The following is an 11485-nucleotide window of genomic DNA, read 5'->3' as shown; positions in this document are numbered from 1 at the left end:
CACTGACGCCCGGCCGCCGGCCAGCGCTCCTGTGCCGGGCCATGCACGCGGCTGGACTCATTTGATCGCGTTTACTCGGCGGCCTTGGCCCCGGGATCGGCAAGCTTGTCGTCCCAGGTCACCGCCCGGTAGTCGAAACCATATTCCAGCGTCGGCTTGACGATGCGGAAATAGGGCGACAGGTCGAAATCGCGCGGCGTGTAGAGCGAGTGGTGGCGGATGTGCAGGATTTCCTTGCGCGAATAGTTCGACTGCGCCGAGGCGCGGCCGGGCGCACGGGTGATCTCGGGCAGGATCGGATAGCGGATCTGGCCATAGGCCTCGGCAATCAGCGTCGAGCAGATCGCCCGTGTCGGATCGCCGGAACCGAAGGCCAGCATGCGGCGGCGCCAGCGCACCGGCACCGGCGGTGTCGGGAAGAAAAAACGCAGCCTGTCGAAAATGTTCTTGAGGTCGTATTTCAGGCCGAGCTTGCCGATCATGAAGGCGACGACCTTGTCGCGATCCTCCGGCGCCAGCCCACTCGCCCGGCAGATGCGGGTGTTGTAGGTGCGGTAGCGCGACAATGGAACGGCGACGCAGCCTTCGCCGATCGTGACCTCGATCAGGCGCGGCCGCTCCGAGCCGTCCGCCGGCGCGGGCAAGGCATCGCCGATATAGAAGGCCGCATGCGACCAGGTCGACTGGGTCAGGTACTTGATCGCCGCCGAGATCTTCTGGTTGCCCTCGATCAGCAGGATGTCGCCGGGCTCAAGCGTGCGACGCAGCGTTTCGGCATCGGAGGGGGTGTAGGGCTCGTAGCCGGACGATTCTTCCTGCAGCCGGCCGGCAAGCCAGCGGCCAAGTCGATCCAGAAGCGTGTCGCCGGGCTCGGTCATACTCCATGGCGATTAGCATGGGCGGGTAATGAGGGCTAGCGCACGCCTTTCTTCCCCCCGTCCGGACCGAGAGGAAGAGCGCCAAGTCATCCTACGATGCCGCGGCCTCTTCCGGCGGCGCAGCCAGATCGTCGCGCGCCTTGCGGGCCAGTTTGCGTGTCGAGCGTTTGGGACTGTCGCCGAACAGCTCGGCCGCCTCGGCAAGGCAGCTCTTCTTCAGCTGCTTTTCCGACCGCTTCAAAAGCTTGGCCAGAAGTTTCGTGTCCTCGGGCGGCCCGAGCAGCCGGTCGTCGGCCTCGAGCAGGGCGCGCATCACCAGCACATCGTGCAGGTCGCCCAGCCGCTCGCCCAGTTCGTCGACCGCCTTGCGCCTTGCCTTGATCGGTGTCGGCCACAGCCTGCCGAGCAGCGACAGATGCATGCCGTGGGTCTTGGCCGCCTTGCGCAGATCGTGGAAATCATCGGCCGCTCCCCGCGATTCGGCCTTGTCGAGCGCCTTCCTGGCGCGGCGCAACGTGACGCGGGCGCCTTCGGCAAGCACGTCGGCCGCCTGTTCCGGCTGGTCGGGCAAGGCCAGCGTGCCGATGCGGTGCAGGCCCTCCTCGCAGGCGGCGGTCGCCGCACCGATCGCCGCTTCGAGTCCTGTACCTTCGTGCAATTCATGCTGGCGCGCGATCAGCCTGTCGCGAACCGCGCCCAGCCCATCGTCGGCGCTCTCCTTGGGAAAGCTTGCCGCCAGGCGGTCGATGGTTTCGATCAGCGCTGTCGCCTCGCGCGGGCCGGCAAGCAGGGCCGCCACGTTGCGGTAGCACTGGTTTTCTGTCTCACAGAATGTTTCGTCACCGGAACGAACAAGCCGCAACAAGGCGCGAGCGCTCTTCAGCCGCTTGCGGCATTTGTGCAGCGCCTGTTCCGGCCGGCTCCGTGCGGCGTCAAGATGATGCAGCGCCTTGCCGATCTCCTCGGCAAGGATTCTCCTGACCTCGCCGGTCAGCGGCAGGCGCGGATCGATGCGAAAGCTCATGCGGCGATCTCCGGAATCCCACCAAGGGCGAGCGACGCGTTGTAGAATTTCTGCTCGCCGGTGACTTCACGGCCGAGCCAGTCGGGCAGCATTTCGTCCGGCACGTCCTCCGGCGTCTCAAGTTCGGCGACCACAAGTCCCGCAAGCGGTCCGCCAAAGACATCGACTTCGTAGAGATAGCCACGGTGCCTAACATGGTGACGTGTCTTCTCGATGACACGTCCGATGGCGAAGTCCAGCATCTCCACCGCCTCCGACAGCGGGATCGGGTATTCGAATTCGTCGCGCTCGCGCGCTTTGCTGCCGAATTTGAGCGTCAGCTTGGCGGAAGTGCCGTCGCTGATGCGGATGCGCACTGTGCGCCCGGGGCCGGCAGCGAGATAGAACTGGAGAATGCGGATATTGGCCTCGGCCAACTCCCGCCATGCGGTGTTGGTGACCAGGAATTTTCGTTCGACTTCCTTGCCCATGGCCGCGCACTAAAGCGTTTGCCGCCGTCGATGGCAAGACAATGACGAACAGAAGTTGACTTTAATCAATCGATTGATTAAAATGTGCTCATGATCAAACTACCTGAGCCCAAAGTTCTTCGTCGCGAGCCCGCCGAGATGACGCGCGCGGCGCTTGTCCAGGCGGCACTGAAGCTGTTCGGACGGCAGGGCTTCGACGGCACCTCGACGCGCGAGATCGCCGCCGAGGCGCGAGCCAATATCGGCTCGATCGCCTATCATTTCGGCGGCAAGGAGGGTCTTCGCACGGCCGCCGCCGACTTTATCGTCGAGACCATCCAGACGGTCGCCGGCCCGGCGCTCGGCAATGCGCAGGCGCCCGCGCCGGTCGGTCCGGAGGCAGCGCAGGCGCAGCTCTTCGCGGCGCTGGAGCGAATGGTCGGCTTTGTCGTGGCCAGTCCGCAGGCCGGTGAGATCGTGCAGTTCATCCTGCGCGAACTTTCCCATCCAACGGCAGCCCTCGATCGTATCTATGACGGTGTCTTCGAGCCGAGCCATCGCCGGCTGTGCCAGCTGTGGGAACAGGCAACTGGCGAGCCCGCCGAAAGCGAGGCCACAAGGCTCACCGTGTTCACGCTGATCGGCCAGGTCATCTATTTCCGCATCGGCCGTGAGGCGGTGATGCGCCGCATGGGCTGGCCCGATATCGGCGCCGCGGAGGCCGCCAAGGTGGTGGCGGTCACATCGGGCAATCTCAAGGCCATATTGGCCGCCAGAAAAGGGGCAAAGACAAAGGGGCAAAGACCATGAGCTTTCTGTGTTCGCTGCCGCTCGCCGCGCAGCTCTTCTCGGCCTGTGCCCCGGCAGCACCGCTGGCCGTCGGCTATGTCGAAGGCGACTACGTGCTGCTGGCGCCGATCGAGGTGGCGCAGGTCGAGACCGTCACGGTCAAGCGCGGCGACCGTGTGGTGCCCGGCACGACCGTGGTGACGCTGGAAAGTGCCGACGCAAAAATCGCTGTCGCGCAGGCGCAGGCCGGCCTTGCCCAGGCGCAGGCGCAATTGGCCGACCTGCAGATCGGCAAGCGGCCGGAAGAGATCGCCGTGCTGAAGGCCGAGGTCGATATGGCCAGCGCCCAGGCCGCCGACGCCAAGCGCAAATACGACCGCGCCGCCGATCTGTTCAAGCGCGGCGCCGGCACGCAAGCGGATTTCGACACCGCGTCGGCCACGCTCGAAACGGCCAATGCGCAGGTCGGCCAGGCCAAATCCAATCTCGCCGTCGGCGGCCTGCCGGCGCGCCCCGAGACGATCAAGGCCGCCGACAATCAGGTCAAGCAGGCGCAGGCCGCGTTGGAGCAGGCGCAGTGGCGGCTGTCGAAGCGCGTCCTGGCAGCCCCTTCGCCGGGCCGCGTCAACGATGTCATCCGCAATCCGGGCGATACATCAGGTCCGACCGCGCCGGTCATCTCGATCCTGCCCGACGGCGCGGTGAAGCTCAGCGTCTATATCCCGGAGAGCGCCTTCTCCTCGGTCAAGGTCGGCACCTTGCTCGGCGTCCATTGCGACGGCTGCGGCCCGGATGTGAAGGCGCGCGTCAGCTACGTCTCGCCAGATCCCGAGTTCACCCCGCCGGTGATCTATTCGCTTGAGAACCGGCAGAAGCTGGTCTACCTCGTCGAGGCGCGGCCGGAGGGCGATGCCGGCCCGCTGCAGCCCGGCCAGATCGTCGATGTCGATCTGGCGGACAGCGCAAGATGAACGCCATCGACGTACACGGCCTGGTCAAGCGCTTTGGCGACAAGACCGTCGTCGACCATGTGACGATGTCGGTTGCCGAGGGCGAGATCGTCGGCTTTCTCGGCCCCAACGGTTCGGGCAAAACGACCACCATCCGCATCATGTGCGGCCTGCTGACGCCGGACGAGGGCGAAGGCACGGTGCTCGGTTTCAACATCCGCACCGACAGCCTGCGCATCAAGCGCGAAGTCGGCTACATGACGCAGAAATTCTCGTTCTACGAGGATCTGACGATCGGCGAGAATCTCGAATTCGTGGCGCGGCTCTACCGGCTGAAGCCGGTCGAGGAGCATGTCGCGAGCACGTTGGAGGACCTCGGCCTGACGTCGCGCCGCAACCAGCTGGCCGGCACCTTGTCGGGCGGCTGGAAGCAGCGGCTGGCGCTGGCCGCCTGCATCATGCACAAGCCGAAATTGCTGCTGCTCGACGAGCCTACGGCCGGTGTCGACCCGAAGGCGCGGCGCGAGTTCTGGGACGAGATCCATCGCCTCGCCAGCGGCGGGCTGACCGTGCTGGTCTCCACCCACTATATGGACGAAGCCGAGCGCTGCCACCGCATCAGCTACATCTCCTATGGCAAGATGCTGGCCACCGGCACTGTCGCCGAAGTGGTGAAAAATGCCGGGCTGACCACCTTCGTCCTGCAGGGTCCGCGCCTCGATCAGGTCGCCGAAGCGCTTCAGGGCCGCCCCGGCGTCGATCAGGTGGCGCCGTTCGGCGCGACGCTGCATGTCGTCGGCTCCGACCAGAAGAAGCTCGAAGCCGCGCTTGCCGATGTCGAGAGAGAGCACAAGGGCGTGAAAGTTTCGCCCGGCGAAACCAGCCTCGAGGACGTCTTCATCCAGTTCATGTCCGGCTCGAAGGACAACATGGCATGAACAGCGTCTTTTCCTTCGCCCGACTTGGCGCCTTGCTGATCAAGGAATTCATCCAGATGCGGCGCGACCGCATCACCTTCGCCATGATGCTCGGCGTGCCGCTGATACAATTGGTGCTTTTCGGCTACGCCATCAACAACGACCCGAAAAGCCTGCCGGCAGCACTCGTGGCGACGAGCAACGATCCCTATACGCGCGCCATTGTCGCGGCGCTGCAGACCACCGGTTACTATCGTTTCGACCATGTCGCGCAAAGTGCCGCCGAGGCCGAGTTCCTGATATCGCGCGGCGACGTTGCCTTCGTCGTCACCATCCCGGCCGATTTCGCCAGGAGAGTGGAGAGCGGCAACAACCCGCAGATACTCATCGAGGCCGACGCCACCGACCCGGCGGTGGCCAGCGGCGCCATCTCGACGCTCGGCACAGTCGCCAGCCAGGCGCTGCTGAGGGCGCAAGGCACGCAGGAAGCCGCCGCCGAGGCCGCCAAGGGTCAGCTCGATGTCGTCGTACACCGGCGCTACAATCCCGAAGGCATCTCGCAATACAACATCGTGCCCGGCCTGCTGGGCGTCATCCTGCAGATGACCATGGTGATGATGACCTCGATCGCGCTGACACGCGAGACCGAGCGCGGAACGATGGAGAACCTGCTGGCGATGCCGTCCAGCCCGCTCGAGATCATGATGGGCAAGGTGCTGCCCTATCTGGCGGTCGGCGGCGTGCAGGTGGTGGTGGTGCTGGCGGCGGCGAAACTTCTGTTCGCCATCCCCTTCACCGGATCGATGTCGCTGCTCCTGACGGCCGTGCTGATCTTCGTGCTGGCGCTGGTGCTGCTCGGCTACACGATTTCGACCATCGCCCGCACGCAGATGCAGGCGCTCCAACTCACCTTCTTCTTCTTCCTGCCGTCGATCATGCTGTCCGGCTTCATGTTCCCGTATCGCGGCATGCCGGACTGGGCACAAATCTTCGGCGAGATCTTCCCGCTGACGCATTTCCTCCGCATCACCCGCGCGGTGATGCTGAAGGGGGCCGAACTGCCGGCCGTGGCAACGGAGATTGGCTGGCTGGTGGTGTTCGTGGCTTTGTTTGCCGGCGTAGCATTGGTACGATTCAGGCGGACGCTGGATTAGACGCCGCACGACCTCCAGTCTTGCTACCAGCCTTCGCTCCTTGCTCCGCCCGTGGATGACGAAGGGAGAAATGCTTTCGCCAATCTCCATGGTTTATAACTGCCACTAACCGTTGAGCGATTTCGGGCCGCTGACGAAGGCGCTCCCCTTGACGTAAAACCGCAGCGGGCGATCGGCATCCTTTGTAATGCCGATCCGGATGCCTTGGGCGATGTCGCCGGCTTGATGCTCGTCGGTTGCCAGCCATAGCGGGCCTTTGCGGCAGAGATCGAGCCCGTCGAGCGAACGATCGATCCGCAACGCCTGGGCCAGCCTTCCCGGTCCTCGCGCAAGGTCGCGCAAGCGGTCGATGCCGCGATTGAGCCGCATGAGCGCAATGCCTTCGAGCGGTTCGAGCGCCCTGATGAGCACGCCGGTTCCGACCCCTGCCATCTCGCTCGAGACGTTGAGCATGTAGGAGATGCCGTAGGCGAGATAGACATAGGCGTGCCCAGCGTCGAGAAACAGCGAACGGTTGCGCGGGGTCATCCCCCGATAGCCGTGCCCGGCGGCGTCACCGGTCACATAGGCCTCGGTCTCGACGATGCGGCCGCTGGCGATGCCTTCGGGCAGTTCGCGCACCACGATCTTGCCGATGAGAGTGCGGGCAAGGGATGCTGTATCGTCGGGCAGCTCAGAACGCGTGAGCGGGCGGTAGATGACCATGTTCAGCCCGCCGACGATTTGGAGGCGGGCGAGGAGTGATCCAAGGCGAAACCTGCCTCAGATCCATGTCGGACCCCTTGGACATCTCGTCTCAAGCCGCCGCCATGATCCCGGCATAAGTGCCGAAATCGACATTGCCGCCGGACAGCACCACGGCAACGCATTTGCCGGACAGTTCGATCTCGCCCGACGACAGCGCCGCCAACGCCACGCAGCCGCCGGGCTCGACCACCAGCTTGAGATAGGCCATGGCGTCGCGCATCGCCTGTGCCGTCGCCTTGTCGGAGACGGCGATGCCGCCTGCCAGGTTCCTGCGGTTGATCTCGAAGGTGATCAGGCCGGGCTCCGCGGTCAGGATCGCGTCGCAGATCGACGCGTGGCCGGGTTCGTTCGACACCCTGGCGCCGGCGGCCAGCGACCGGCGGGTGTCGTCGAAATGCTCGGGCTCCACCGCCCAGACCGCAGTGTTGGGCGAGGCGTCCTTGACGGCAACCGAAATGCCGCTGGTCAGGCCGCCGCCGCCGCAGGGAATGACGACCGCGTCGAGGTCGACGCCAAGCGCTTTTGCCTGGCGCATCAATTCGAGGCCGATCGTGCCTTGGCCCGCAATGATGGCCGGGTCGTCGAAGGGTGGCACCAGCACCATGCCTCTTTCCACGTAAGGGCGAACCACGCTCATGCGGTCGTCGCGAAAGCGGTCGAACGGCACCACCTCCGCCCCCATCTTGCGGACGTTAGCGATCTTCATCGCCGGCGCGTCTGAAGGCATGGCGATGACCGCCTTGACGCCGAACATCGCGGCCGAAGCGGCGACACCCTGCGCATGATTGCCCGACGAGAAGGCGACGACGCCCTGGCTGCGTTCTTCGTCGCTCAGCGACGACAGCTTGTTGTAGGCACCACGGAACTTGAACGAGCCGGTACGCTGCAGCGTCTCCGGCTTGAACAGGATGCGGCCGCCGAAGCGCTTGTTCAGCTCCTGCGATTCGATCAACGGGGTTTCGACGATCAGGCCGGCGAGACGCGCGGCGGCGGCGTGGATGTCGGCGATGCCGGGAGGGGTGGTGGCGGTCATGTGAGGTCCAGTGGACAGGGGTCTTTCCATGATGCCCGCAAAGGGAGGCGGCGCACCATGGGAAAAATGTGACCGTTACAAGGTTTAGCGAGGCGGTCGCCAACGCCTCGGCTGCACGCCCCCCTCTGGCCTGCCGGACATCTCCCCACGGGTGGGGAGATCGGCTGAGTATCCGCTTTCGCCAATTTCCAACGTTGAAGAAGGGGCACACCTAATGAAGCTGACAATCTCCCCCTCGTGGGGGAGATGTCCGGCAGGACAGAGGGGGGCGCCGTCCCGCCGCCGTCTCACGAGTTTCACCCCAACAGCGTCCTCTGCCTCTTGCTCCCGCCCAGCTTGCGCCAGTTGTTGAAGCGGTGGCTGGCGGCGGCAAAGGATATCTTCATCTGCTGGGCGACCGAATAGCGCGACTTGCCCTCGTCGAACATGCGGTAGCAGCACTCGACGCCTTCCTCGGTCAGTTTGCCGTCCGGCGCCTTGTTGTGCGGATTGGCGGGGTCGAATTTCTCGACCTGCTGCTCGACCAGGCCTTTCAGGCGCTGCAGATCGGCCTCGATGCTGGCGATGAGATCGAGAACGGGCTTTGGGTCATAGGGATGCGGAGGCTGTTTTGCCGTCATCTGCGGGTTCCTTGTTCTGGCTGGGTTGAATTATATAGGTGAACATTCACTGATAATGAAGGGGTCGGCCCGGCATGCGAGCTTCAACAATTCTTGACCGCGACCCAAGCGCGCAATTGACCGGAGGCACCTTGAGCCCTAGTTTAGAACTATTCTAAACTAGGGTGAATTCCTCATGCTTTCCCGTGTTTTCGGCTTCGGCCGCCGCCCCTTCGAATCGCTTTCCGAACAGGAGATCCTGGCGCTGGCCATTTCGTCCGAGGAGGATGACGGTCGCATCTATCGGGCTTATGCCGACGGCCTGACGGAAAACTTCCCCCAATCGGCAAAAGTGTTCGAGGAGATGGCCGAGGAAGAGGATGGCCATCGCGATTCGCTGATCGAGCTTTTCCGCAAGCGTTTCGGCGAGCGCATTCCGCTGATCCGGCGCGAACATGTGAAGGGCTATTACGAGCGCAAGCCCGACTGGCTGGTCCGGCCGCTCGGCATCGAGCACGTGCGCAGCCAGGCCGAGGCGATGGAGCGGCAAGCCTACCTTTTCTATGTCGAGGCTGCCAAGCGCACGGCGGATGCCTCGACGCGAAAACTGCTCGACGATCTGGCGGTGGCCGAACTGGGCCATGAGACACTGGCGCAGCGGCTGGAGCAGAAACATGTGCCGGGCGAAGTGAAGGACGAAGAGACCGCCGCCGAGCAGCGCCAGTTCATCCTCACCTATGTGCAACCAGGGCTGGCCGGGCTGATGGACGGATCGGTGTCCACACTGGCGCCGATCTTTGCTGCCGCCTTTGCCACGCATGACACCTGGCAGACGCTGCTGGTCGGGCTTGCCGCCTCGATCGGCGCCGGCATTTCGATGGGCTTCACCGAAGTCGCTTCAGACGACGGCAAGCTGTCGGGCCGCGGCTCGCCGCTCAAGCGCGGTCTGACCGTCGGCATCATGACGACGCTGGGCGGTCTCGGGCATGCACTCCCCTATCTCATTCCGCATTTCTGGACGGCGACCGGGGTTGCCGCGGTGGTGGTGTTCTTCGAATTGTGGGCGATCGCTTTTGTCCAGAACCGCTACATGCAGACGCCCTTCCTGCGCGCCGCCTTCCAGGTGGTGCTGGGCGGCGCCCTGGTGTTCGCGGCCGGCGTGCTGATCGGGAATGCGTGAGTAGCCGCCTCACTCACCCATTCACCGCCCGACTGTCGGCCGGCGCCTCGTCCCTTTCCGTCAGCCCATAGTCCCTCACGACATGGGCGATGCGCAATCGGTAGCCGGCAAAGATGCCGCCGCGACCGGCCTTCTGCGCCTGCCGGTGTTCCTCGGTGTTGCGCCAGTCCTTCACGGCTTCCTCATCTCGCCAGAACGACAGCGACAGGATGCGGTTCGGATCGGCCAGACTCTGAAAACGCTCGATAGAGAGAAAGCCGTCAATGCCGTCGAGCAGCGGACGCAGGTCCGCGGCGATGCTCAGATAGGCATCGCGCCGACCCTCCGCCGGCTCGACCTCGAAGATGACGGCAATCACGGCAGCACCAGTTTCGCGTGCGGGCCTGAGGCCCGTTTCAGGAACATGCGATCCTCCTTCAGGATGAATCTCTCGCGTTTGGCGAACTCGTAGTTTGCCTTGCCGGCGGGATCGGCGGCAAGCCGGGCGCGATAGGCTTCGTAGGCGGCCAGGCTTTCGATGTTATAGGCCGCATAGGCGGTCGTCGCCGAGCCCTCATGCGGCGCGTAATAGCCGATCAGATCGGCGCCGCAGCGCGGAATGGCCTGGCCCCAGTTGCGCGCATACTCCTCGAAGGCCGCCTTGCCGAACGGGTCGATCTCGTAGCGGATGAAGCAGGTGATGGTCATTGTGGTCTCCTCGGGGCTGCGTCAATAGTTTGAACGGCATCGAAACGTCGTGCCGACTGGTCTGCTAGGGCTGCCAGAAGGACTTCGCGCATTCGCGGCGCACGTCTTGCCGCGTCAGGCCAAGGTCGCGCAGCTGATGGTCGTCGATCTCGGCAAGGTCGAGACGCTGCAGATGGCGGTCATACCAGCGGGCCAGCAGCCGCGAACGCAACCAGCTGACGAACGGGAAGAACCGACGGCTGTGGAGCGGGGCTGAGGGGAGAGCGGTTCGTGCGGCCATCGTCGTCTCCTTGATCTCACCGGAGAATAGTGATTATCTGACAAGAACGCTTCGATGAGGAACGAACTATGCGCGAAGGACCCGACATCGCCCGCATCGCCAGCCTGGTCGGCGACCCGGCACGCGCAAACATGCTAAATGCCCTGATGGGCGGCACGGCGCTGACGGCAAGCGAGCTGGCGCTCGAGGCCGGCGTCTCGCTGCCGACCGCCAGCTCGCACCTGGGCAAACTGATGGAAGGTGGGCTGCTCACGGTGGCGAGCCAGGGCCGGCATCGCTATTACGGCCTCGCCGGACCGCAGGTGGCGGGCATGATCGAAGCCATCACAGGCGTCGCGGAAGCCGTCGGTCCAAAGCGTGTGCGGCCGGGTCCGCGCGATGCAGCGATGCGCGTGGCGCGCGTCTGCTACGATCACCTCGCCGGCGAGCAGGCAGTGGCGATGCTCGACCGGCTCGTCGCCAAGAACGTACTGGTCCGCGACGAACAAGAGATCAGGCTCGGGCCATCGGCGGCTTCGCACTTCGCCGCGATCGGCATCGACGTCTACACCAAGCCGCGCCGGCCGGTATGCCGCGCCTGCCTCGACTGGAGCGTGCGCCGTTCGCACCTCGCCGGCACGCTGGGCGCCGCCATCCTCGACAAGCTCCTTGCCGAGAAATGGGCGCGCCGCGAGAAGGACAGCCGCGCGGTGATTTTCTCGCTGCCGGGCAAGCAGGCTTTCGAGAAGGTGTTTCTGAGCTGAGGAGCCGACGCTGATTTCGTCACGCTGGCAGGCCAGAGGGCGCGCGAAGGATCGC

Annotated in this window: 15 protein-coding genes; 6 read left to right on the top strand and 9 right to left on the bottom strand. The window is 64.6% G+C overall.

The annotated features are described in order from the left end of the window. Positions 1-71: 71 nt before the first annotated feature. The 3 genes from EN925_RS07675 to EN925_RS07665 form a co-directional block, all read right to left on the bottom strand. Complete coding sequence (locus tag EN925_RS07675; protein ID WP_128336435.1) at positions 72-878, bottom strand: YiiX/YebB-like N1pC/P60 family cysteine hydrolase; 807 nt, start codon at positions 876-878, stop codon at positions 72-74. A gap of 91 nt (positions 879-969) precedes the next feature. Continuing rightward, positions 970-1902, bottom strand: coding sequence for a CHAD domain-containing protein (locus EN925_RS07670; RefSeq protein ID WP_127369661.1), 933 nt, complete (start codon positions 1900-1902; stop codon positions 970-972). Continuing rightward, a complete protein-coding gene (locus EN925_RS07665; RefSeq protein WP_127385255.1) occupies positions 1899-2372 on the bottom strand; it encodes a CYTH domain-containing protein in 474 nt (157 codons plus the stop codon). Before EN925_RS07665 ends, EN925_RS07670 begins: the two co-directional genes overlap by 4 nt. A 90-nt stretch (positions 2373-2462) precedes the next feature. Between EN925_RS07665 and EN925_RS07660 the strand changes: the two genes are divergently transcribed. The 4 genes from EN925_RS07660 to EN925_RS07645 are packed head-to-tail and all read left to right on the top strand — an operon-like array spanning position 2463 to position 6161. Continuing rightward, a complete protein-coding gene (locus EN925_RS07660) occupies positions 2463-3161 on the top strand; it encodes a CerR family C-terminal domain-containing protein (protein ID WP_063169644.1) in 699 nt (232 codons plus the stop codon). After that, a complete protein-coding gene (locus tag EN925_RS07655) occupies positions 3158-4111 on the top strand; it encodes an HlyD family efflux transporter periplasmic adaptor subunit (protein WP_027161228.1) in 954 nt (317 codons plus the stop codon). Before EN925_RS07660 ends, EN925_RS07655 begins: the two co-directional genes overlap by 4 nt. Next, complete coding sequence (locus EN925_RS07650) at positions 4108-5028, top strand: ABC transporter ATP-binding protein (RefSeq protein WP_127365454.1); 921 nt, start codon at positions 4108-4110, stop codon at positions 5026-5028. The genes EN925_RS07655 and EN925_RS07650 overlap by 4 nt, the downstream gene beginning before the upstream one ends. Continuing rightward, positions 5025-6161, top strand: coding sequence for an ABC transporter permease (locus EN925_RS07645; RefSeq protein ID WP_127385254.1), 1137 nt, complete (start codon positions 5025-5027; stop codon positions 6159-6161). The genes EN925_RS07650 and EN925_RS07645 overlap by 4 nt, the downstream gene beginning before the upstream one ends. A 105-nt stretch (positions 6162-6266) precedes the next feature. Here the strand turns inward: EN925_RS07645 and EN925_RS07640 are convergent, their stop codons facing one another. From EN925_RS07640 to EN925_RS07630, 3 genes are all read right to left on the bottom strand, one after another. Then, a complete protein-coding gene (locus tag EN925_RS07640; protein ID WP_127365453.1) occupies positions 6267-6866 on the bottom strand; it encodes a DNA-3-methyladenine glycosylase in 600 nt (199 codons plus the stop codon). A 91-nt stretch (positions 6867-6957) separates the two neighbouring features. Next, positions 6958-7941 (bottom strand): threonine/serine dehydratase, encoded by a 984-nt coding sequence (locus EN925_RS07635; RefSeq protein WP_027161221.1) that lies wholly within the window; start codon positions 7939-7941, stop codon positions 6958-6960. 296 nt (positions 7942-8237) lie between these two features. After that, positions 8238-8561 (bottom strand): hypothetical protein, encoded by a 324-nt coding sequence (locus tag EN925_RS07630; RefSeq protein ID WP_024502197.1) that lies wholly within the window; start codon positions 8559-8561, stop codon positions 8238-8240. Positions 8562-8736: 175 nt separating this feature from the next. On the opposite strand from EN925_RS07630, the gene mbfA reads away from it, so the two are divergent. Then, positions 8737-9720, top strand: a complete 984-nt coding sequence (mbfA, locus tag EN925_RS07625) for an iron exporter MbfA (protein ID WP_013528652.1) — start codon at positions 8737-8739, stop codon at positions 9718-9720. 13 nt (positions 9721-9733) lie between these two features. On the opposite strand, the gene EN925_RS07620 is transcribed toward mbfA, so the two are convergent. From EN925_RS07620 to EN925_RS07610, 3 genes are all read right to left on the bottom strand, one after another. Continuing rightward, a complete protein-coding gene (locus tag EN925_RS07620; protein WP_013528651.1) occupies positions 9734-10078 on the bottom strand; it encodes an antibiotic biosynthesis monooxygenase in 345 nt (114 codons plus the stop codon). Beyond that, a complete protein-coding gene (locus tag EN925_RS07615) occupies positions 10075-10407 on the bottom strand; it encodes an NIPSNAP family protein (RefSeq protein ID WP_127369863.1) in 333 nt (110 codons plus the stop codon). The genes EN925_RS07620 and EN925_RS07615 overlap by 4 nt, the downstream gene beginning before the upstream one ends. Before the next feature lie 64 nt (positions 10408-10471). Then, positions 10472-10687, bottom strand: coding sequence for a DUF1127 domain-containing protein (locus tag EN925_RS07610; RefSeq protein WP_127369862.1), 216 nt, complete (start codon positions 10685-10687; stop codon positions 10472-10474). 68 nt (positions 10688-10755) lie between these two features. Between EN925_RS07610 and EN925_RS07605 the strand changes: the two genes are divergently transcribed. Next, complete coding sequence (locus tag EN925_RS07605) at positions 10756-11430, top strand: winged helix-turn-helix domain-containing protein (protein WP_128336433.1); 675 nt, start codon at positions 10756-10758, stop codon at positions 11428-11430. Positions 11431-11485: the final 55 nt, after the last annotated feature.

Source organism: Mesorhizobium sp. M7A.F.Ca.US.006.04.2.1 (assembly GCF_004022915.1).
GTDB lineage: Bacteria > Pseudomonadota > Alphaproteobacteria > Rhizobiales > Rhizobiaceae > Mesorhizobium > Mesorhizobium ciceri.
This window is presented reverse-complemented; position numbering and strand designations above follow the sequence as displayed.

Coding starts and splice junctions, on each gene's coding strand:
- EN925_RS07675 (WP_128336435.1), bottom strand. CDS start 878: ATGACCGAGCCCGGCGACACGCTTCTGGATCGACTTGGCCGCTGGCTT.
- EN925_RS07670 (WP_127369661.1), bottom strand. CDS start 1,902: ATGAGCTTTCGCATCGATCCGCGCCTGCCGCTGACCGGCGAGGTCAGG.
- EN925_RS07665 (WP_127385255.1), bottom strand. CDS start 2,372: ATGGGCAAGGAAGTCGAACGAAAATTCCTGGTCACCAACACCGCATGG.
- EN925_RS07660 (WP_063169644.1), top strand. CDS start 2,463: ATGATCAAACTACCTGAGCCCAAAGTTCTTCGTCGCGAGCCCGCCGAG.
- EN925_RS07655 (WP_027161228.1), top strand. CDS start 3,158: ATGAGCTTTCTGTGTTCGCTGCCGCTCGCCGCGCAGCTCTTCTCGGCC.
- EN925_RS07650 (WP_127365454.1), top strand. CDS start 4,108: ATGAACGCCATCGACGTACACGGCCTGGTCAAGCGCTTTGGCGACAAG.
- EN925_RS07645 (WP_127385254.1), top strand. CDS start 5,025: ATGAACAGCGTCTTTTCCTTCGCCCGACTTGGCGCCTTGCTGATCAAG.
- EN925_RS07640 (WP_127365453.1), bottom strand. CDS start 6,866: ATGGTCATCTACCGCCCGCTCACGCGTTCTGAGCTGCCCGACGATACA.
- EN925_RS07635 (WP_027161221.1), bottom strand. CDS start 7,941: ATGACCGCCACCACCCCTCCCGGCATCGCCGACATCCACGCCGCCGCC.
- EN925_RS07630 (WP_024502197.1), bottom strand. CDS start 8,561: ATGACGGCAAAACAGCCTCCGCATCCCTATGACCCAAAGCCCGTTCTC.
- mbfA (WP_013528652.1), top strand. CDS start 8,737: ATGCTTTCCCGTGTTTTCGGCTTCGGCCGCCGCCCCTTCGAATCGCTT.
- EN925_RS07615 (WP_127369863.1), bottom strand. CDS start 10,407: ATGACCATCACCTGCTTCATCCGCTACGAGATCGACCCGTTCGGCAAG.
- EN925_RS07610 (WP_127369862.1), bottom strand. CDS start 10,687: ATGGCCGCACGAACCGCTCTCCCCTCAGCCCCGCTCCACAGCCGTCGG.
- EN925_RS07605 (WP_128336433.1), top strand. CDS start 10,756: ATGCGCGAAGGACCCGACATCGCCCGCATCGCCAGCCTGGTCGGCGAC.